Source organism: Amycolatopsis sp. NPDC001319 (assembly GCF_042896185.1).
Taxonomy (GTDB): domain Bacteria; phylum Actinomycetota; class Actinomycetes; order Mycobacteriales; family Pseudonocardiaceae; genus Amycolatopsis.
In genome coordinates this window covers 56851-76037 of record NZ_JBIAWY010000002.1, presented here as the reverse complement: position 1 = coordinate 76037, position 19187 = coordinate 56851, and the positions used below count along the sequence as shown (strand labels likewise).

The following is a 19187-nucleotide window of genomic DNA, read 5'->3' as shown; positions in this document are numbered from 1 at the left end:
CCTCACGCGGCACGGAAGTCCTGGGCAAGATCCCCCAGCGGCACGCGCCGCCGTACCGGCTTCGCCGAAGCGGCGCTTAGCCGCACGATCTCGGCAACATCCCGACGGGTGAACCGGTAGTGCTTGCCGAACCGGTGATGCGGCAGAACACCGGCGGCAGCCTGGTCCTTCAACGTCCTCGGCGACAGCTGCAGCAACTCCCCCACGTCTTCCGCCGTGAGCAACGCATCCGGGTCCGCCGGCGGACCCGGCGCGGCAGCACGCACCGCCGTCGCAACTTCTCGAATCGCGGCGGCGACTGCGGCACAACCGTGGACATTATCTCCGCTACCCTCGATTCCCATCACACACTCCAACGCAATTATGAGTCGTTGCCCGCAGCCCCTTCAGGGAAGTGTTCGCCGCAGCACACAACTATCCATGCCAGCAATCCAACAAGCCGTCAATAGCACCTCGAAAGAAAAATAGAGAACCTCATCCTGACACATACCAGCCGCATAAACGTAATTCCGGGACGTTACTATTCAACGAACCGACACATCACCGGACAACTCAACGAAGGCGACATAGATGGCCAAGAAAGTCACGATCGAGATCTCCGACGACACCGACGGCTCCCCAGCTGACCAGACCATCCCCTTTGGACTTGATGGGGTGACCTACGAGATCGACCTCTCCGCCTCGAACGCAGAAGCACTGCGGTCAGCACTACAGCCGTACATGACAGTCGCTCGCCGCACCGGAGGCCGTCGGGTCAAGCTCGCAGTCGGCCAGTCAACCGACGGCACAAGCAAGCAACCTCAAACCGTCACCGATCACCCGACAACTCACGCCATCCGTTCATGGGCCCAAAACAATGGATACGAGGTAGCCGCCCACGGGCGGATCGCCCGCTCGGTTCTCGACGCACACCACTCATCACGGCAGGCCCGCAGCTCGAGGACCTCGCCAAAAACTCGAACCCGACCAGGAAAAACGCACCGAGCCAAGCGCAGCAGCAGGTAACAACCGACCGGCAACGGGGCGCACACGCCACCGATCCGTAAGACGAGCATTTCTCCGGAAAGGAACTCAATGTGACTCGATACAGAAGTGCCATCAACGTCCTCCGCAGGTAGCGGTTCAGTGCCGGGCACAGCACCCTTGACACCTCTGACTTCGGCAATCAGCCCCCTTGGAGACAGGCTGTCAGCGACCTCCTCGGCGCCTTCCCCGCCCGGAACGCCGCGGCCAGGCCCGCGGCTCCGCGAGCTCAGTTGAATCGTCCACGAGGCAAGCAATCCAGACACCAAGCCGGACGACTGAGCGGAAGGTGACGCCAGCGCGTAGTTCACAAGGCGCCGCCCTCGGGGCGGCCGCGACCGCGCACAGCGCAACCGGGCGGCGTACGTCGCGACAGGTTCATCCCCAGGTAGTCCACTTATCTCACCTGCCCGGACCTTGAATCCGGACCCGTCGGCCGGACACTCGACATCTACGCCGTCGAGATCACCACCGGGCAGCTCGATCCCACTTTGGGACTAGGCCGTCCCGGTGGCGCTAGATCACACAAGCTAACGAGGTTCGGTTGAAGTTCGACTACCCGGACGGCAGCGGTGGCTGGGGCACCTGCGGACCGAACCACGTCGAGGGGGCAACGATGACCGGGAACGACGACGGCAGAGCTGAGCGCATTCCCGCGCTGAACAGGCGCGGTTTCGTGAGGCTCTCGGTGATCACGCTGGGAACTGTGGCGCTGGGGACCGCCGGCGTGTCGACCAGCCAAGCAGCGACCAAATCGCTCTCGGAAGCGGAGACCACGGCACTGCTAGCACTCAGTCGAGCCGTCGCGACGGCCCCGGCTCCGCTGCCGTCGTTCGAGGAGGCGGGGACGCCACTTTCACGGGTCACCCAAGCACGGCTCGCAGATCGGCTCGCCCTGCTCGCATCGTCACGACGGGTACAGGTGCACAGAGGGCTGAACGTCCTGACCCCGCTGGTCGCCTCAGCGGCCGACCAGAGCACGCTCATCGCAGGTATCGGAGCGGCAGTGCGCCGGGATGCCCACGCGAAGACTGAGCTGGTCCCGGTGACGGCGCTCGCGCACTCCATCGTGACCTCGCACTTCAGTCCGATCGACGATGCCGCGGCTGAGCTGTGGCTGAATTTCAGCGCCCACTACGCGCAGCGCCTCGCGAGGTGACGCGGCCGGTCCAGCCGGATCCCACGTATGCACTCCGAGTGAATCGTCATCTCGAGGAACTGGTCGGCAGCCTGCCCTCCGCGCAGAGCGCGTTGGTGCTCCCACTCGTGCGCGCCGGCGGCAAGGGAATCCGGTCTCGCCTGATCGAGATCTGTTCACGCTTCGGCAAGCCGAACCGGACTCGGCTGGTTTCGCTGGGTGCGCTCGTCGAACTGCTGCACCTCGCATCGCTGCTCCACGACGACGTTGTCGACGACGCAGCAATAAGGCGTGGCGCTCCCTCGGCGCACAGTGTCGCGGGCCCGGAATACGCCGTCGTCACCGGAGCGTCTTGCCTGGCCCGCGCGGCGCAGGAAGCAGCGCAATTGGGCTCCGGCGTGAGCCGTGCCGTGGCCGTGGTGACCGCGGATCTGGCGTATGGAGAGCTCCTCGACATCGAGCGGTCGTTCGACACGACCCAGTCCGTGGAGGACTACTTGCGCCTCGTGCGCCGGAAGACGGGTTCCCTGTTCAGGTTCTGCTGCGCCATCGGGGCTATCGAGAGCGGCGCGGGCCGCGAGACGGTCGCGGCGCTCGCCGAATTCGGGGCCCAGCTGGGCACGGCGTTCCAGATCTTCGACGACTGCCTGGATCTCGCAGACGACCCCGGCGGCAAGCCCCGTGGGACCGACCACCTCCTCGGCCTCTTCGGGCTTCCCACGTTGTGCGCGCTGGGCAACGACGTACCCGAGCTAGCAGAGCTGCTGCTGTCCCCCTCGCTCTCGGGCGCGGATCTCCCCCGAATTCGCACACTCGTCATCGAGGGGCAGGGAATCAGTCTCGCCCAGGCTACGGCCCACGCTCACTTCGAAAACGGTGTCGGAGCGCTCGGCCGGCTTGCCTCGACTGCGCCCGGGCAGGAGCTGGCAGCGCTTCGGGAGACACTGCTGCGGGAGACACCATGGAACGCGTGATCCGCACGGACGTCGCAGTGATCGGCGCCGGCGTCACCGGAGCGTTTACCGCGGCCGAACTCGCGCGCCGAGGCGTCGACACCGTCCTCGTCGGGCCCAGGGACCACCTACCCGATACTGATTTCGACGTCGTGATGACCGCACACGCCGGGCGCACCGTTGCCGGCGCAGCGCCCTTCAAGGCGATCGATTCATACGCCGTGCGATTCGGCAGCGACTCGACAGCGGAGTGGACTACGCCTTCGCTTGCCGTGTACAGCCGACAGGACTTCGAACGCGCGGCCGCTGACCTGGTCGGCAAGACGGATGTGCGCAGGATTGCCGGTCGCGCGACGTCGCTGCACGGACACGAGCTGCACATCAGCGGAGACCACCACGGCTTGGAGAAGCCGACCGTTGTCGCATCCCACGTCGTGCGCGCCACCGGATGGACGTCCCGTTCCGGCGCGCCTCACGGAGTGATCTGCTCGCAGCGGTTCCGCTCGCCTGCGCCGGACGCAGTTTCCGTTCACCTCCTCGCCCCCGCCATCACCGACCCACACGACACGCCGTTGTCCATTCGAGTTCTGCCGGCCTCTCACACCGATGACCAAATCACCGTCACCGTCATCGCAACCGGCTCCAGGAGCAGCACCGCGCCGCAAGCGCTCATGGACCTCGCGGTCGAGACCCTCACTTCGACCCGCGACGACAGCCACGCGCTCGTACCCGTTGGCCCGTTGGTTCACGGCGAAGCCGGAATCTCGTTCACGGCCGAAGCTGTATCCGCGGACTCGCAACTGATCGTCGGCGACGCGCTCGGGCTCCTCGATCCGTTTTCCTGGCAGGCATACGACAACGCGATCCGCACCGCAACCTTGGCCGCGGACGCGATCGCCACGCACCTCGCCGACCCGAACGGGGCAGCGCGCGACTACCAGGCCGCCGTGCGGCGAACCTTCGTCGGTTACGGCGAGGGGGTGCGAAAACTGGCCCGGCACTACCACCTCGCGTGGCGGGTGCTCGCTGCGACCGCGACGAGCGAAAACCCCTTCTTCCGCAAAGCCAGGACCGCCGTGCTGGTGCCGGGCGGCTTCACCACTCTGGCGCCGTCGACGGATGACGACCACGGCCCAAGTGCAGCAACGGCGATCTATCCCTTCCTGGCCGGCTGCTCAGAAGTGGCCCTGGCCGCCGTCCGCGAGCAGTGGCCGTTCATCGCGTCGATAGTCGCGGCCGGTCGATCCGGACACCGACAGAGCATGCGGCCCGCGTTGTTGTTCGGTGCCGCCTTGAGTGCGGTAGGCGCGCCGCCGGACACAAAGCACACGAACCTCGGTGCGGCCATCGAACTGGCAACGCTGGGCATGCTCGCGCTCACCGCCTCACCCGCGCGACCGACAACCCAGCGAGGGGTCAACTGGGCATCGGCCAGCGCAGTCCTCGCAGGAGATTTTCTGCTGGCGCAAGCAGGCCGACTCGCCGCCGGTCACGACAACGACGTCGACGCGGCCTTCGCCGGCTGGCTGGCCGAATTGGCTGAGCACCGCGGAACCCAGCTCGAGGGCGCGGCCAACGTCCGTGGATCGCTCCCATTTCTGGCGTCGCTGTTCGAATTCCCCGCGCGCATCGGCGCGCAACTGGGTGGTGCACCAGACGAGGTCGTCGCCGCGATGCGCCGGTTCGGCCGCGCATGCGGCAAAATTTTCGCTCACACCGAGGACGTCCGCGCACTGCAGGACATGCCGACGCGTTTGGACGCCACCTTGCGAGGCCTGCTCGACACCCGGTTGTCCGCCTTGCCCACGGTCCTCGGTGAGGCCGGCCTGACTCATGAACGTCTGGATGCCGACCAAGGACTTCGACACCGAGCCCTCGCAGCTTCGATCGAATCGTGCCGGTACCAAGCCTACGCCGCAGCCACGGCGTGTGGCGCGATTCCATCCGCACAGGCGCGTTCCATACTCCGCGAATTCAGCGCAGCCCTAGCCGACCCCGTGTCGTACGCCGAGAACTGCACGCCCGAAAAACCAACCAGCGAAGGGAAGACGCTGTGAAAAAATCTCAGCTCGTCACCGCAGCAATGGTGCTGATCATGACCGGCTCGTCCGTTGCCGTAGCCGGTGCGGCCGCCGCACACACCTCGACGACGGCCCAGTCCGTCACACTCCCGACGCTGTCGGCACCCGAAAAAGCACGCGGCCTGCTCAGATCCGCCCATGCCGGCCCTATGCGAGACAGGGCTGCAATCCTCGCCACGGGCCGCGGTGACATCACCGGCGACGGTGTCCCGGACTTGGTCACCATCGCGAACGGAACCAACACACTCGACGTCCACGCCGGTGCACGAGGCGGCTCCGGAGCGTTCACCACAAGCACGACGATCGGAACGAGCGCCGCAGACCGGATCTGGATGGGGCAGGGAGACCTCACCGGCGACGGCAACAACGACATCCTGACCTTCTCCAGCGATGGCGCCATGCGCATCAACGCACACTCGGGAACCTTCAGCGGGACTTCGACGCTCGAGCCGGAGTTCACATGGACGACCGGATGGCAGGCGGGCAGCCTCTTCGTCCTCTCCGATTTCGTGGGCAAGGACCCCAACGACCCGACCACGCTCGACGGGCTGGCGGACGTGCTGTTCCGCTACAGCGGGGACAACGGGTACTACCTGTACGTCAACGAAGGCCCCGACGCCAATGGCATCCCCCAGCTGAGCAATCGCGGCAAGCTCTTGGACTCGATGCAGGCCGTGACATCGGTCGAGCTCGGCGACGAAACGGGAGACGGCTTTCCCGACTTCTACATGACGTTCACCGACGGGAGTTCCCGGCTACTCGACATCTTCGCGGAACAGGACTCCAGCGGCGAGTGGCACGAGAAGTGGTACACCATCCAGCCGACAGGATCCCTCGCCTCTGACTACCGTACCCTCACCGACGTCAACAGCGACGGATTCCCCGATCTCGTGGTGTGGCACAAGTCGACGGGAACGGTGACCGTCGACCTCCACAGCGGCAACTGGAACCCCGGTGCGCCGTCCACGCTCTTCGACGTTGCGCACGAACTCACGGTGGCCACCGGCTGGACTGGCTACCGCCTCGCCGCCTGACCGAGTCCACAGAGGGAGGAACGATGATCGATCCGGCTACCCAGACCAGACTGGCCCACGGCAAGGAGATGATCAAAGGCCGGTTCTGGACGCACTCCAACATCACTTCGGTGGGCGTCGGAGCGCGCCAACGCGGCGGCGAGTGGACAGACGAACCCGCGGTCACCGTGGGGGTCGTCAAGAAGCGCCGACCGGGCTATCTGAGAGCGGACGAGATCCTGCCGGAGCGCATCGACGTCGACGGGGTGAGCCACCGCGTCGACGTCGTCGAGACCGGTATCGTCCGGTTCAGCGGCCAGCAGGAATTCCCGGGCGCGGGCAACGACCCGGCGAAGACCTGGATGATCAATTCAACGACGATACCGATGCAGGCAGGCTCAGCGATCGTCGATCTTACGACGCGTTTCACCGACGACAACGGAGGCACGGAGTACCTCGGCGGCACGATCGCCTGTTTCGTGAAGGACCCCCAGGGGATCGTCTACGCGCTGTCCAACGCGCACGTCATGGTCAATCTCGATCGCCTCCATGCCGGCGAGACGGTCATCGGTGACAAGATGTCCCAGCCCTTCCCCAACCCGAACGACGAGGCTGCGTCGACCGTGGGCGAGCTCGCCAACTATGTTCCCTACCAGAGCGGCATCTTCGCCAAGAACACGATGGACTGCGCGATTGCGCGGCTCTACGATCAGAAAAACTTCACGAACACCTACCCCGCGAACCGGATGACGCCGGTGAGCCCTCAGAACAAGGCGATCGGGTTGTTCTTCGCCTCCAACAACGACCACTCGCTCGGCTGGATCGTCCGGCTCGAGCCCATGCTCCAGCAGTTGGGCGTTTCGATGCTGGTCGCTGACAGCACGTTCGACGTGTCGGGCTACCAGATGTTCGACCCCATCGAGAAAGTCGGCGCGAGAACCGGGTACAGCTCGACGCAGATCGTCAACGTCATCGACTCGACGAAGATCAGGATGGACGATGGGCGGTCCTACGCCTTCGACAACCTCATCAGGACGGAGCGGATGGGCTGGCCCGGTGACTCGGGCTCGCTGGTGAGGCTCGGCGGTGACGGCATCACGCCGGTGATCCGCGAGAACGTGCCCGACAGCGGTTGCGGCGTGTTCAGCTCGGTCGGCACCATGTACGACCTCGCGCTCAACGGCGACATCCCACTCGCCGACAACATCAGGGACAACTTCCTCGCCCAGACTCGGCTCGGGAACCTGTTGACTCATCTGTTCTACCTCAACGCGGAAACGGTGACGAACCGTGCCATCGAGTCGCCGACCTCCGACTACGAGAAGGCCGGTGCACAGAGCCTGTACGACAAGTACCGCGACTACGTCCAGGCGGCGATGGCTGCACCCCGCGATCCGCAGTACGTCGTGACCCAAGAGCACCTCGACGACACGGCGCAAGCCATTAACGGCGCGGCTCTTCGCATGCGTCAGGAAGAGTCCGACGCCCTCGCCGGCATCTACAACACCGTGATCACTCCGACGCTCGGTATGCGCTACGACGACATCGTCACCTACATGAACAACGACGATGTCTACCATCAGGTGCTCGACACCCTTGTCAACGTGCCCACGATCGTCACCGAAGGCGTCATCGGCCCCGGTTGAGAGAGGGAGGCGGCTGTGGACCCCATGGCAGCGTTCCCGAGTGAGGAGGATCAGGAGGCCTTGCGCCTCCTGATCCACGGCGACCAGGCCTTGCAAGGAGGTGGCTTCGCCTTCCGCGACGGCGAGTGGATCGTCCTCCTCTCCCCGGTGCGAGGCGTCGCCACTGGTCGAATGCCGGACGAATTCCGGGGGTACCGGGTAGTTTGGGAGGACATCGGGCCCGTCCACGGCCTGGGCGAGAAGGGACAATGAGGCGGGGATGACTCGTACGAGGGTGACTCCGGCGCACCGGCGCGTCGCGGTGGCGGCAGCACTGGTCGGGCTGTTCGCGACCCTCACGGCGTGTGGCCCCACCGTCAGCGCGGTCGACCCGCCGATGGCAGGGGCGCCACCGGTGTTGTTCGACGGCGCGGCGGGGATCTACGTCGACCCGGACAACCCAGCGGCAGCGTGGCTGCAGACCGCGCCGTCCGGAACCACCGCGGAGGTCGTTCGGAGCGCCATCGCCGGCAAGCCTGCCGCCGTCCTGATCGCCTCCCCTGCCGTGGCGGTGGCCACGCGAGCCCACGCAGTCGTCGCGGCGGCAACCGCTGCCAATGCGATCCCGGTCCTCCTCGCCGACGCCGACCAAGCTGGTGCCTGCCCATCCGGATATTCGCAGTGGTTTAGCAACCTGGCGAACGGACTGGGACAAGCCCGGGCACTGGTCGTGGTTCGCGCCGGTCAGCGTTGCGCAGCAATGCCCTCGCCGGCTGCCCGAGCGCGGCTGCTCACGGACGCAGTCCACACTCTTGCCCGCGCCTCGCACACGACGGTCCTGATCGATGTCACCGACGCCCCGTCGCCCGCCGCAGCCGCGGATCTGGCCGCAGGGTCCGACGGGGCAGCCCTGAACATCGGCCGTTACGCCCCCGACGACGTCGCCACCGCGAATGCCCAAGCGATCCGGCGCGCCCTGATAGCCAAGACCGGCCGCACGGACTACCTCACGGTGATCGACAGCAGCCGCAACGGCGCGGCGGTGTCCGGTGACTGCAACCCGCCGAACGCCCGCACCGGGCAGAACCAGCTGCTGACCAGCGACCGTGATCAGTCCCAGCAACTGTGGCTCACTACGCCCGGCATCTCCGACGGTCCCTGCGGGATCGCGCCGGCAAGTCAGGCCGGTGAGTTCGTGCCAGAACTCGCCGTGGCTCTCGCGCAACGGCCCAGCTGAAGCCCTCATGGCCCACTCGCCGGACGGACGCGCACATCATCAACGGCTCGATATCTCGCCGTTCCCTGACAGCGCCTCACCCACAACAGAGCCACGGTTCAGACCAGATTCGACCTTTGGCCTACGAGAAGGCCGCGGCTGCGCCGAAGCGCCCGGAGGTGTGGTTTCGCCACCCGAACCAGTTCTGATGTGGAACTGGCGACACCACTGTCGTCCCGCTCGGACGTGCCGGTCAGGCAGCCCAGTGACCGGGCCCGATCATCCCGCACTCGTGATGTACAGAGTTCGGACGCGCCGCTCCCGCGGCTGAACGCTGGTGGACGACATCCTGATCGTCCGGAGCTCGCAGGACGATCACGTCTTCGTGAGTGATCAGGTGCAGCGGTAGCCCTGCTGCGCGCTGTTTGCGGATGAAGTCACGTTGGAAGAAGCTGCCGCGCGCGATCAGCTCGGTGTCTGCGGCCCGGGCGAGCAGGGCAACGCACCGCTCGGCCGGAATCAGACCGGCGGCGACTCCACAGGCGATGACTTGTGACGGCAGGTCGATCAGCTCGGAGTGCTCGCGCCATGGCCTGACCGTGATCACCACGTGGCCCCCCGGGCGCAAGACACCCGCGCACGCGGTGAGGATGCGGTGAGGATGCGGGTGAAGCCTGCCAGCAGGCGGTGATGACCGATGTTCGCGAGGTTGCCGCGGTCGAGGGCGCTGCCGTACCGGTAGTGGTGCTTGCGGACTTTCCCGTCGTCGGTCTGTTCGCCCGTTGACACCAGCCCGTGTGCCGACGGTCCGTACGGCGGCGACGTCACTACCAGCGCGACCTGCCCGACGTACTCCGGCGGCAGCAGCGTCGTGAGCTGGCGGGCGTCGCCGCGAACGACCCGGGCGTCGTGGTCATGACCACGCTGGCGGGCGAAGCGGAGGTTCGCCCGGGCGATGTCGGCCCAGTGCGGCTCGTATTCGACGCCGACCGCGCGGCGGTCGAGGTCGATCGCTTCGACCAGCGTGCTGCCGATTCCGCACATGGGGTCGAGCACGACGTCGCCGGGCCGGGTGTAGTGCGCGATGGCGTGCGCGGCGACGGCGGGCAGCATCTTGGCCGGGTGCGCAGTCGACTCCGGCACGTACCGGCCTTTGCGCTGCGCGGCCGGCGACGTCTGGGCGGTCGCCCACACCGACACCGGTGTCTCGTCCCAGTCGGTCGGCGCGGTGGTGGGCGGGGTGCTGGTCGTGTCCGCGCGCTCGGCGGGTGGGGCGGTGTCGAGGGCGTCGATGAACGCGCGTGGGAATGGCACGGTCGGCTCGTCGACCGTCGACTGCGGTGTGAGGGGCGTGATGGTCATGGCGCGGTACCTGGCTTCCGGTCGTTCGGTCATCGGAGTTCCTCGGGCTGTCCGGCGTCGGCGTGCGCTTGGGCGAACACGAGCACGTCGCCGTGCACGCGGACGTGCGGCGTCGGCGATCCGACGTCGCGAGGCACTGCGGTTTCCTCGAGCAGACGTACGCTCGCCGCGGGCGGCTGGAGCCGGCCGTTCCGGATGGGTGTGTGCAGGGTGACGATGTGCTGGAGGTAGAGCAGGTCCGCGTTCTGCGCGGCGGCGATCATCAGCCTTGACGGGTCGTGCAGTCGCCCGGTGGTCCAATCGCCGTGCGTGTAGACGGCGAAGATGCCACCGAAGGTGAGCCTGCGAGCGGCCGCGAGCGCAACGGCCTCGATCGAGGGATCGTTTCGGCGGTCCGCGGGGAGCGCCGTGACAATCAAGTCGACCTGTTCCGTGGCCTCCGGGCACGGCTGCTCGCCATCGTCAAGTTCCGCGTGTTCGTCGTGCGCCGTGGTGCCGCACAGGTAGGTGGCGTCGCTCGCCGACGAGGCGTTCGGAGACCTCGCCACGACGAGCTGCGCAACCGCGACGTCTCGCCCTGCTGCGCGCACCGCGTCGCGTGCGGCGGCTAGCTCGCTGTCGCATGCACAACTTTCGTCGAGCCGAACCCGCTGCCGAAGCGCTCCCGTTCGAAAGCGCTGCGGACCCCGCGCCGCCACTTCCGCTCGGTCCCGGTCCTGCTCATGCTCGTGGCCGCGATTGGCGGCATGGCGGCGCGCGCCGAGGCGGCGCCAGCTCGTCCGGTCGACGGGGCCTCTGCGTTCGCGCCGGCGCAACAGCCGACTCCCGCGCCGCCGCCGATCCCGTTGCCCACGACCGACCCGTGTGAACCGGGCTCGACCGACCCGGTGTGCACGCTGCCCGGCCCGCCCCCGCCGCCGCCGACCGGGTTGCCGAGTAGACCGCTGGTGCCAGTTCCGGCACACCCGATGCCGCCGTCGGCGTCGTGTTTCCCCGGTGCCATCACGTCCGAGTGCACTCCGCCTGCGCTGCCGACGTCCGCGCCACCGCCGTCGTGTGACGGGCCGGATTGCATCCCTCAGCCGGTCCCGCTCTACCCGACGCCGGGCCAGTCGCCCGGCCCGTCGGCTGGAGACGGTGATCAGTCTGATGACTGCGGCCTGACCGATCTGCGCGCGCGTGTCACCGAGGCGTTGGGCAGGTTCTTCCGTGGCGTCGTGACCGATGCGCTGAACTCGCTGCTGGCTCTGCTGGGCAAGACACTGCTGGCTACCCCGGACCCGGCCTCGGTGCCTGGGCTGGCGCAGCTGTGGACCGAGTCGTGGCAGATCCTGCTCGCGGTCTACGGGATCGTCGTGCTGGTAGCCGGGTTGATCCTCATGTCGTATCAGACGCTGCAGCCGCGCTACAGCGTCAAGGAGATCGCGCCGCGGCTCGCGGTTGGGTTCCTCGCGGGCACGTTGTCGTTGTTCATCGCGGGCAAGGCGATCTCGTTGGCCAACGGGCTCGCGCAGGCGGTGATGGGCCAGGGGTCGATCCCGAGGCCGCGAGCAAGGCGATGACCGACATGGTGTTGAAGACACTGCAGGGCGGCGGGCTGTGGCTGATCTTCATCGGTCTGGGACTGCTGGTAATGATCGTGGTCCTGCTCATCACGTTCATCGTGCGGGCGATGCTGACGATCCTGTTGATCGCCGCCGCCCCGGTCATCCTGATGTGGCACGCGCTACCGCACACCGAGGGCATCGCCCGCACGTGGTGGAAAGCCTCTCGAGCGGGTCAGTCCGGGCGGGTCTTCGCCACCGACCTGGCCACCGAAAGCAACGGGACCTCACCCACGAGGAGCAGGCCGCGTTCTGGTCCTGGGCGACGGTGGAAGTGTTGCGGCACACCGGCGTCCGGATCGAGGAGATGCTGGAGCTGACCCACCACAGCTTCATTGCTTACACGCTGCCCACCACCGGCGAGGTGGTGCCGATGCTGCAAGTCGCTCCGTCGAAGACAGACGCGGAGAGGCTTCTGTTGGTTTCGCCCGAGCTCGCGGAGGTCTTGACCGCGATCATCTTTCGGGTCCGTGTGGGCAAAGCGGCCCTGCCGTTGGTGTCGGCCTACGACGTGTTTGAGCAGACCTGGTGCTCGCCGATGCCGTTCCTGTTCCAACGCAGGTTCGGCACCGAGGACCGGCCTCTCACTCGCAGCTACATCCGGGAGTGCCTTGTCACCATGTCGCAGGCTACCGAGATCACTGCCGGCGGTCAGCCGCTGGAATGGCGGCCCCACGATTTTCGGAGGATCTTTGTCACCGACGCCATCCGCTCCGGGTTGCCCCCGCACATCGCCGCGAAGGTCTGCGGCCATTCCACAGTGGACACAACCATAGGATACGCTGCTATTTGTCCCGAGGGCGTGATCGCACACCACCGGGCGTTCATCGCCCGTCGTCGCGCTGAGCGGCCTAGCGAGGAATACCGTGAGCTCACCACCGCCGAATGGGACGAGTTCCTCGCCCACTTCGAACTGCGGGAAGTGGCCCTCGGAACCTGTGGTCGCGACCACGGAACCCCTTGCCAGCACGAAAATGCGTGTGTCAGATGCCCACTCCTTCGGGTTGACCCAGCCCAGATGCCGCGCCTGGAGGAGATCCATACCAACCTCGTCGACCGGCTCGCCGAGGCGAAGGGGCAGGGCTGGTTGGGTGAGGTCGCCGCGATCAAGACCACCATGGCCGCCGCTGCCCAGAAACTCGGAGCCATGCGGGCCACCCGCAGTGCGACTGTTCACCTTGGCATGCCGGATCTGCGGTCGGCGTCGGGCCGATTCACCCAGACGTAGACGGCACGCAGGTCACACTCCGCACGGTGCGCTTCAGCAGCCGCGAGCCTGAAAATGTGTCAGCCATCGACACGTTCTCTTGATAGCGTCCGAGCATGAGCCTGACCGACCTCAGCAGTGGCTTTCGTGACGAAGCGCAGCGTCGGCGCGCGCAAGCCGTGATCCAGGAACGGCTCGCGGATGACCGAGAACAGGATGAGTGTCGTTACCTCATGAGATTCGTATGGCAGCTGGCCATGCCCTATCAAGAGGTGACCACACGTGAACTCCAGGCGCACGTGACCGCAGGCAAGCTGGAAGCCATCGAAGCGCTGATCGAAGCGGTCAGGTGCTCACCTGACCAGGTTGACGCCTGGATCGTCTCGACAGAGCAGACTTTCCCCGTCATCCATGATCGGGGCTACGAAGCAGGGGATGCGTGGCGTGAAGATCCTCTCGATCACTTTCAGTGACATCGACGGAGCAGCTCACACGGTCAAGCAACTCAAGATCATTTCGGTTAAGCCTGTGTCCGGTGCCCAATGCTGCACGTCGACCCGCGCCAACGCGGCCGGCTGGTGGAGATCGTGTCGAACCTGCGCGACCGGATCACCGGGGCCCGTCTCAACGGCTGGCTCGGTGAAGTCGAAGGCCTGGCCACCAGCCTCTCCGCCGCCACCACGAAACTCGCCGACCTCGACCGGGCGCTCGAGCGCGCCGGCAACGGCGGACCGGTGACCATCGGCATGCCCGCGCTGCGGACCTCGCCCAGCCGCACCTGACTGCGCGCGTGGGCGGTGCTGCTCCGCAGTGAGTACCGGGCAGATTAGGCCGGTGGCAACGCTCGATGTAACGGCCTGATCACCAGACAAGCTTGAGAGTCGTCTCAACCGGCGACCCGTCGTGGTCGACGACCTGCAGCTGTCTTGACCACAGCCACCTGGTTCTGATCACTGATGGTTGACAACCGGCCGCGCCGATCGTTGAGATGGTCATACGATGACCGACCCTGATCCCCGCGACCTGGAACTTGACACTGCTCGCCAGACATATCCGGTTGGTGATCACGTGACCGGGAAGGTCACACTGATCCCGCGCATAGGGCTGTTCGTTGACCTTGGCCGGCCGCCAACCGGATTCGTCGACGCAGTTCACCTCCCCCGATCCGTCGACCAGTGGCCGGGCATCGGCACTGTTACCGATTTCGAGGTGCTCCAGCACCGCCACCAACAGGTCCGACTCTGGCCGCTCGACGAAGCATTCCGGTCGGACACGGCCGACTTCTGGAGAAGCGAGCCCGAGTGGCAGTCGGTGAAGCACAGGTATCCCGTTGGTTTTGAAGTGATCGCCGAGATCACCGACGTCTTCACGTCGAACCGCGAATACTGCGTCAGGTTCGATGGCGTCTGGTCCGTCCTTGCGTGGACGGGCACGCCGCCCGTGGTCGGCGCCAACGCCCGCTTCGTGGTAGACCGCCACCTCGACACCACGCGCCGGGTGCTGCTGCGCAGAAGCTGACCAATCACCGACCGGCGCATGACACACGCGAGTGAATGCCATAGTGCGGTTAATCATCCACTACCCCGACGGCGTCGACGGCCAGAGCTGGTTCGAGAAGAACCTCCCTCGCGGGGCTCCGCCATGGTTGCGCACGGTCCAGCCGCCCAGCACCGGTTCGCGCAGCGGCCGCGGCCCCGGCACGATCACCCACCCCCTGATCGACGACCTCCCAAGCCTGGGGCAGCATTCCTGCGTCGCGGGCCTTGCAATCGCGCTGTACGACCGCTACGTACAGCGACAACACAAGTGACTCCGGTCATTGTGGCGCAACTCATTCGAGATCGAGCCGACCGCACAATCTCCGACATGCCGCGCCATAGTCGCCCGGAGGACCACGCCAATACCGCATCCGGACTGAGCCGAAGATCCTCGCGCACCGCCACCGGACTTGTGCGGCGTTGATGGCCGCAGAGCAGTTTCCGGCCGGGTCTCACGTCCAGGTCACTGGGCAGCCTCCTCGGCGAATTCGGCGCGGACGACGTTGACCAGATGGCGGGCGCGGCACGCCCCATTCCAAGCCGGGCGCGTAGTACCTCCGCGGAAATTGGCTTGGGTGCATCGTCCTCGTCTGGGGAATGCGCATTGTTGGTGGCGCCGATCGCCTGCACAAGGGCAGGACCGACCTCCGACCATCCGATCAACAGCAGCGGACCGACCGCGTCGAACGCTGCCTTCCCGAACTGACCCGCCACGAACGCCGGGTGCACCACCGCGCCTGCCGGGCGATCCGCCTGCGGCACCCGGTCGTCGGAGACCTGACCGCGGACTGCGAGACCTTCACGCCGGCCGGGGACCCGGACGCCACGCTCCACGTCTACACCGCGGAACCCGGTTCGCCGTCACAGCGAGCGCTGAACTTGCTGGGGAGCTGGGACTTTGCGGACGGCTCCTCGACCCCACCGGCGGCCGGCTGAGCCGGCCGGACGATCCGTCCGCGCGGTCGCGGTGTGCCGCCACACGAGCCCCCCGGCGGCCAGCGCGGCGAGGGAAAGCACGACGGCGAAGAGGGTCGTTCCCGTGGCGAGGCCGAGGCTGTCGCTGAGGTAGCCGGTGGCCACGGGGAGCAACGCGGCGGGGATGTAGCCGCCGAAGTTGAGCAGTGCGTTGGCTTCCGCACGCCGGTGGGCGGCGACGTGGGTGCTGATCATCGTCAACCCGCCGAGTTGGCCGAGGCCTTGCGCGGCACCGGCGAAGATCGCGGTGACGACGATGGCCGCGATCCAGCCGGCGTGCACGGCCGCCAGCAGCGAGCCCATGCAGGCCAAGGCGCTGATGGCGCCGGTGAGCAGGACGGCGCGGATGCCGAGCCGTTTCGCCGCGAACTGCACGGCGGTAGCGGTTCCGAACATGACGAACGCGGTGACCCCGGCGAGCAGCCGGCTGGCGGTGCCGAGGACGTCGGCCAGCAGGGCCGGGCCGAGCGAGAGCACGAACGACGTCGAGGTGATGCCGGGCGCGAAGACCGCGATGCCGAGCGCGACGTGCTTGCGGTGGGCGCGCGGCACGTTGGGCACGCGGACCCAGCCGCCGCCGGCGTCGGTGCTCGGGCGGCTCAGTGGCAGCCGAGCGGCCACGACCGCGGCGACGAGCAGGAGCACGGCCGCGAGGACGAAGATCGACACCGTCGGCGCGGGGAGGGTCTCGGACAGGGCTCCGGCCAGCAGCGGTCCCAGGCCGGCGCCGAACACCATCGCGGTGGACGCAGCCAGGGTGGCGGTGCGGGCCCGGCCCGGGCCACCGACGTCCACGACGGCCGCCATGCCCGCCGACACGGTGATGCCGACCGCGACGCCGGTGAGCAAGCGCGCGAGCGCCAGCACCTCGACGGAGCCGGCGGTGGCGAACAGCACGCAGGCCACCAGCGCGAGCACCACGCCGGGCAGGATGACCGGCTTGCGGCCGATCCGGTCCGAGGCCCGGCCGGCCACCAGCAGCGCGGCCAGCAGGCCGGCGATGTAGGCGGCGAAGATCACCGTCAGCGTGCCGGCGGAGAAGCCCAGTCGGTGCTGCCACAGCACGTACAGCGGCGTGGGGGCATTGGACAGGACGAACACGGCGGTGACCGGCCACGCGGCCGGCCACGGGCTGCTCGTCCGGGCTGGTGCGGTGTCGCGCGCGTCGTCCATGGGAACTCCAGTACGAATGAGGTCGAACTATGCGGGGTTTCGCTGTGCAACCGACGGTAGTTCGACTTTATTCGTATTGAGGTGTTGACTGTGTCCATGACCACGTCGACCGTGACCGGCCCGGACACCCCTCCTGCAGATCTGCCACCCGCGCTGGCGGAGCCGGCTCGCGAGGAGCTGCGGCTGGAGGCGGTGCTGGGCGCGCTGAGCGACCCCTTGCGGCTGACGATCGTGCGCAAGCTGCTGCGGGAACGCGAGGCCTACGACCACACCTGCGGCTGGTTCGAGCTGGACCGGCCGAAGTCGTCCTTGACGCACCACTTCAAAGCGTTGCGGGAAGCCGGTGTCCTGCGGCAGCGGCAGTACGGGCTGGAACGCCGCAGCCGCGTGCGCACCGAAGACCTCGACGCCCGGTTTCCCGGTCTGCTGGACCTGGTCGCGGCGTGGGAACCCGCGTCCAGCCCGAAGTGAGAGTGTCGCGCGTCCTGCTCGGTGTGGCGGACGACTGTTGTGACACCTCAGCCACCGTCGAGGTGCCGAGCACCACGACCGAGCGAAAGGACCTCGCCCAGCAATGAGCCGACCACGACCGAAGATGCTGATCCTCGACGATTGGGAAGGTGAGCTCCGCACCGCGCCCGGCGCGGACCGGTTACGGCAGCTGGCCGACGTCACCGTGCTGGACAGCCCGCTCGCCGACGTACCCGATACCGAGCTGGCAGACGTTCGCGTCGTCCTGGCGATCCGCGAACGCACCCGGTTCGACGTGGCCATGCTGGATCGGCTGCCCCTGCTCGAGCTCATCCTGCAGACCGGCGGACACGCCTACCACATCGACCTCGACGAGGCGGCCCGGCGAGGCATCGCGGTGCCGCTGTGGCGCCGCCACGATGCGTGCGAGGCCGCCATGCGGGAACTCACCTTCGGCCTCATGATCGCCGCGCTGCGCAAGTTTCCCGAGGCGCACCACTCCCTTGGCACCGGGAGGTGGCCCGGCCTCCTTGGCGGCACGCTGCGCGGCCGTCGCCTGGGCGTGCTGGGCATGGGCCTGCAGGGCGCGGCCGTGGCCCGGCTCGGGCAGGCATTCGACATGGACGTCGTCGCCTGGGCCAGGCCGGGCAGTCGCGCCGCAGCGGACGACGGAGTCCCTCGGCTGCCGCTGGAGGAGCTGCTGGGAACCTCTGACGTGGTGAGCATCCACCTGCGGCTCACCGCGGAATCGCGCGGCCTGCTCGACGCGGCGAAGCTGAGCAAAATGAAACCCGGCTCCGTGCTGATCAACACCGCTCGCGGAGCAATCGTCGACGAGAACGCGCTGGCCGAAGTTCTGCAGGACGGCCCGCTTCAGTCCGCCGGGCTGGACGTGTTCACCACCGAACCGCTGCCCGAGGACTCTCCACTACGCAACCTGTCCAATGTAGTGCTCACCCCTCACATCGGCTGGACCGTGCGCGAAGCCTTCGCCGAATTCGCCTCAGGCGCCGCCGGGCAGCTGGAGGACTACCTCGCGTCGTGCCTCGACCCGCGAGAACTGGCCTTCACGCCCGCCGCGCGGCGACGCCCCGATGCGGTGGGTGGAGTGTTGCCGCGGTAGTGAGTCGTCAGGCCGGTTATCTGGGATGGTGCTGCTGCCACGGCAAATCAATAACACGCCGGTATTTGCGCGCTTGAACTCATTGTGGCCAGGCGCTGCTCAGCAAGCGGTCGGCCAAACTGAAATGACGCACGGTCCGCCGCAGCTGCCACTGCTGCCGGCAGTCGGCATGCTCTGCGCATGAAGCGAAACCCACGATCAGATGGTTCGGTACGGCCGTCTGGCCCCCGACGCGAAGGTTTACGATTCGGCGAGCGTGACCAGCAGGGCATCCGGCAGGGGCCGCATTGGTGATCACGGCGCATACCGCATCGGGCCGCTCCAGCGAACCCACCAGAGGTGGCAAGGCCGCCGGCGAGTTCCCGCCGTCACACGAATCCGTCTCGGCTCCGGTGGATCACCCGTCCCCCATGCCGAAATGGCTTATCCTGGGCGAACCATTCTGGTGGTCCTCGACGCGCGGGGCGTGCATAGTCATCACCGACAGCTCCTGCGCCATCGCGATCGGCGCGGGCGCGACCGAAGGTTCGCTGTTTGGTGGCGGCGGGCGCGGGGGCCGCTGTGGTCTCGGGAGGGTTCCGGCGCTGTCACGTCAGTAAAGTTGGTGTTGCGTCGACCGGTTGAACCCGGGTTCACTGCTCGCGTTGGAGTGGTGGAGCAGCTCCGGCTCGACCGGATGCCCGGC

22 protein-coding genes are annotated in these 19187 nt (G+C 67.1%); 17 read left to right on the top strand and 5 right to left on the bottom strand.

Going from position 1 to position 19187, the window contains the following annotated elements:
• Positions 1-2: 2 nt before the first annotated feature.
• Positions 3-344, bottom strand: coding sequence for a helix-turn-helix domain-containing protein (locus ACFY1H_RS05990; protein ID WP_386944972.1), 342 nt, complete (start codon positions 342-344; stop codon positions 3-5).
• Between the two features lie 226 nt (positions 345-570).
• Here ACFY1H_RS05990 and ACFY1H_RS05985 point away from each other — a divergent pair, with 226 nt between their 5' ends.
• From ACFY1H_RS05985 to ACFY1H_RS05950, 8 genes are all read left to right on the top strand, one after another.
• A complete protein-coding gene (locus ACFY1H_RS05985) occupies positions 571-1005 on the top strand; it encodes an Lsr2 family protein (RefSeq protein ID WP_386944970.1) in 435 nt (144 codons plus the stop codon).
• A gap of 562 nt (positions 1006-1567) precedes the next feature.
• Positions 1568-2182: a hypothetical protein gene (locus ACFY1H_RS05980; RefSeq protein ID WP_386944968.1), complete on the top strand. Its 615-nt coding sequence runs from the start codon at positions 1568-1570 to the stop codon at positions 2180-2182.
• A complete protein-coding gene (locus ACFY1H_RS05975) occupies positions 2179-3135 on the top strand; it encodes a polyprenyl synthetase family protein (RefSeq protein ID WP_386944966.1) in 957 nt (318 codons plus the stop codon). The genes ACFY1H_RS05980 and ACFY1H_RS05975 overlap by 4 nt, the downstream gene beginning before the upstream one ends.
• Positions 3123-5171, top strand: coding sequence for an FAD-dependent oxidoreductase (locus tag ACFY1H_RS05970; RefSeq protein WP_386944964.1), 2049 nt, complete (start codon positions 3123-3125; stop codon positions 5169-5171). The genes ACFY1H_RS05975 and ACFY1H_RS05970 overlap by 13 nt, the downstream gene beginning before the upstream one ends.
• The gene (locus ACFY1H_RS05965) at positions 5168-6229 is read left to right on the top strand and encodes an FG-GAP repeat domain-containing protein (RefSeq protein WP_386944963.1); all 1062 of its coding nucleotides are present in this window, start codon (positions 5168-5170) and stop codon (positions 6227-6229) included. The genes ACFY1H_RS05970 and ACFY1H_RS05965 overlap by 4 nt, the downstream gene beginning before the upstream one ends.
• A gap of 23 nt (positions 6230-6252) precedes the next feature.
• On the top strand, positions 6253-7854 hold the full coding sequence (locus tag ACFY1H_RS05960) for a hypothetical protein (RefSeq protein WP_386944961.1): 1602 nt from the start codon (positions 6253-6255) through the stop codon (positions 7852-7854).
• Between the two features lie 15 nt (positions 7855-7869).
• The gene (locus tag ACFY1H_RS05955) at positions 7870-8106 is read left to right on the top strand and encodes a hypothetical protein (protein ID WP_386944959.1); all 237 of its coding nucleotides are present in this window, start codon (positions 7870-7872) and stop codon (positions 8104-8106) included.
• A gap of 22 nt (positions 8107-8128) precedes the next feature.
• On the top strand, positions 8129-9070 hold the full coding sequence (locus ACFY1H_RS05950) for a hypothetical protein (RefSeq protein ID WP_386944958.1): 942 nt from the start codon (positions 8129-8131) through the stop codon (positions 9068-9070).
• Between the two features lie 232 nt (positions 9071-9302).
• Here the strand turns inward: ACFY1H_RS05950 and ACFY1H_RS05945 are convergent, their stop codons facing one another.
• The 3 genes from ACFY1H_RS05945 to ACFY1H_RS05935 are packed head-to-tail and all read right to left on the bottom strand — an operon-like array spanning position 9303 to position 11226.
• Entirely contained in the window at positions 9303-9659 is a 357-nt protein-coding gene (locus ACFY1H_RS05945; protein WP_386944956.1) for a hypothetical protein, read from the bottom strand.
• A complete protein-coding gene (locus tag ACFY1H_RS05940; RefSeq protein WP_386944955.1) occupies positions 9653-10444 on the bottom strand; it encodes a TRM11 family SAM-dependent methyltransferase in 792 nt (263 codons plus the stop codon). Before ACFY1H_RS05940 ends, ACFY1H_RS05945 begins: the two co-directional genes overlap by 7 nt.
• Positions 10441-11226 carry a hypothetical protein gene (locus ACFY1H_RS05935; RefSeq protein WP_386944953.1) on the bottom strand — a complete coding sequence of 262 codons (786 nt, stop codon included), beginning with the start codon at positions 11224-11226 and terminating at the stop codon, positions 10441-10443. The genes ACFY1H_RS05940 and ACFY1H_RS05935 overlap by 4 nt, the downstream gene beginning before the upstream one ends.
• Positions 11227-11628: 402 nt before the next feature.
• Between ACFY1H_RS05935 and ACFY1H_RS05930 the strand changes: the two genes are divergently transcribed.
• The 7 genes from ACFY1H_RS05930 (at position 11629) to ACFY1H_RS05900 (ending at position 15696) form a co-directional block, all read left to right on the top strand.
• Positions 11629-11973, top strand: a complete 345-nt coding sequence (locus ACFY1H_RS05930) for a hypothetical protein (protein ID WP_386944952.1) — start codon at positions 11629-11631, stop codon at positions 11971-11973.
• The gene (locus tag ACFY1H_RS05925) at positions 11970-12335 is read left to right on the top strand and encodes a hypothetical protein (RefSeq protein ID WP_386944951.1); all 366 of its coding nucleotides are present in this window, start codon (positions 11970-11972) and stop codon (positions 12333-12335) included. Before ACFY1H_RS05930 ends, ACFY1H_RS05925 begins: the two co-directional genes overlap by 4 nt.
• Positions 12284-13243, top strand: coding sequence for a tyrosine-type recombinase/integrase (locus tag ACFY1H_RS05920; protein ID WP_386944949.1), 960 nt, complete (start codon positions 12284-12286; stop codon positions 13241-13243). Before ACFY1H_RS05925 ends, ACFY1H_RS05920 begins: the two co-directional genes overlap by 52 nt.
• A 95-nt stretch (positions 13244-13338) precedes the next feature.
• Positions 13339-13695, top strand: a complete 357-nt coding sequence (locus tag ACFY1H_RS05915; RefSeq protein ID WP_386944947.1) for a hypothetical protein — start codon at positions 13339-13341, stop codon at positions 13693-13695.
• Between the two features lie 69 nt (positions 13696-13764).
• Positions 13765-14004, top strand: a complete 240-nt coding sequence (locus tag ACFY1H_RS05910; protein ID WP_386944945.1) for a hypothetical protein — start codon at positions 13765-13767, stop codon at positions 14002-14004.
• A 217-nt stretch (positions 14005-14221) separates the two neighbouring features.
• Entirely contained in the window at positions 14222-14740 is a 519-nt protein-coding gene (locus tag ACFY1H_RS05905) for a S1 RNA-binding domain-containing protein (RefSeq protein WP_386944943.1), read from the top strand.
• A 617-nt stretch (positions 14741-15357) separates the two neighbouring features.
• On the top strand, positions 15358-15696 hold the full coding sequence (locus tag ACFY1H_RS05900; protein WP_386944942.1) for a hypothetical protein: 339 nt from the start codon (positions 15358-15360) through the stop codon (positions 15694-15696).
• Here the strand turns inward: ACFY1H_RS05900 and ACFY1H_RS05895 are convergent.
• Positions 15622-16908 carry an MFS transporter gene (locus ACFY1H_RS05895; protein ID WP_386944940.1) on the bottom strand — a complete coding sequence of 429 codons (1287 nt, stop codon included), beginning with the start codon at positions 16906-16908 and terminating at the stop codon, positions 15622-15624. The two genes, ACFY1H_RS05900 and ACFY1H_RS05895, sit on opposite strands and share 75 nt — an antisense overlap.
• Before the next feature lie 96 nt (positions 16909-17004).
• Here ACFY1H_RS05895 and ACFY1H_RS05890 point away from each other — a divergent pair, with 96 nt between their 5' ends.
• Both ACFY1H_RS05890 and ACFY1H_RS05885 read left to right on the top strand, forming a co-directional pair.
• The gene (locus ACFY1H_RS05890; RefSeq protein WP_386944938.1) at positions 17005-17379 is read left to right on the top strand and encodes an ArsR/SmtB family transcription factor; all 375 of its coding nucleotides are present in this window, start codon (positions 17005-17007) and stop codon (positions 17377-17379) included.
• Positions 17380-17503: 124 nt separating this feature from the next.
• Complete coding sequence (locus ACFY1H_RS05885; protein WP_386944936.1) at positions 17504-18502, top strand: NAD(P)-dependent oxidoreductase; 999 nt, start codon at positions 17504-17506, stop codon at positions 18500-18502.
• Positions 18503-19187: the final 685 nt, after the last annotated feature.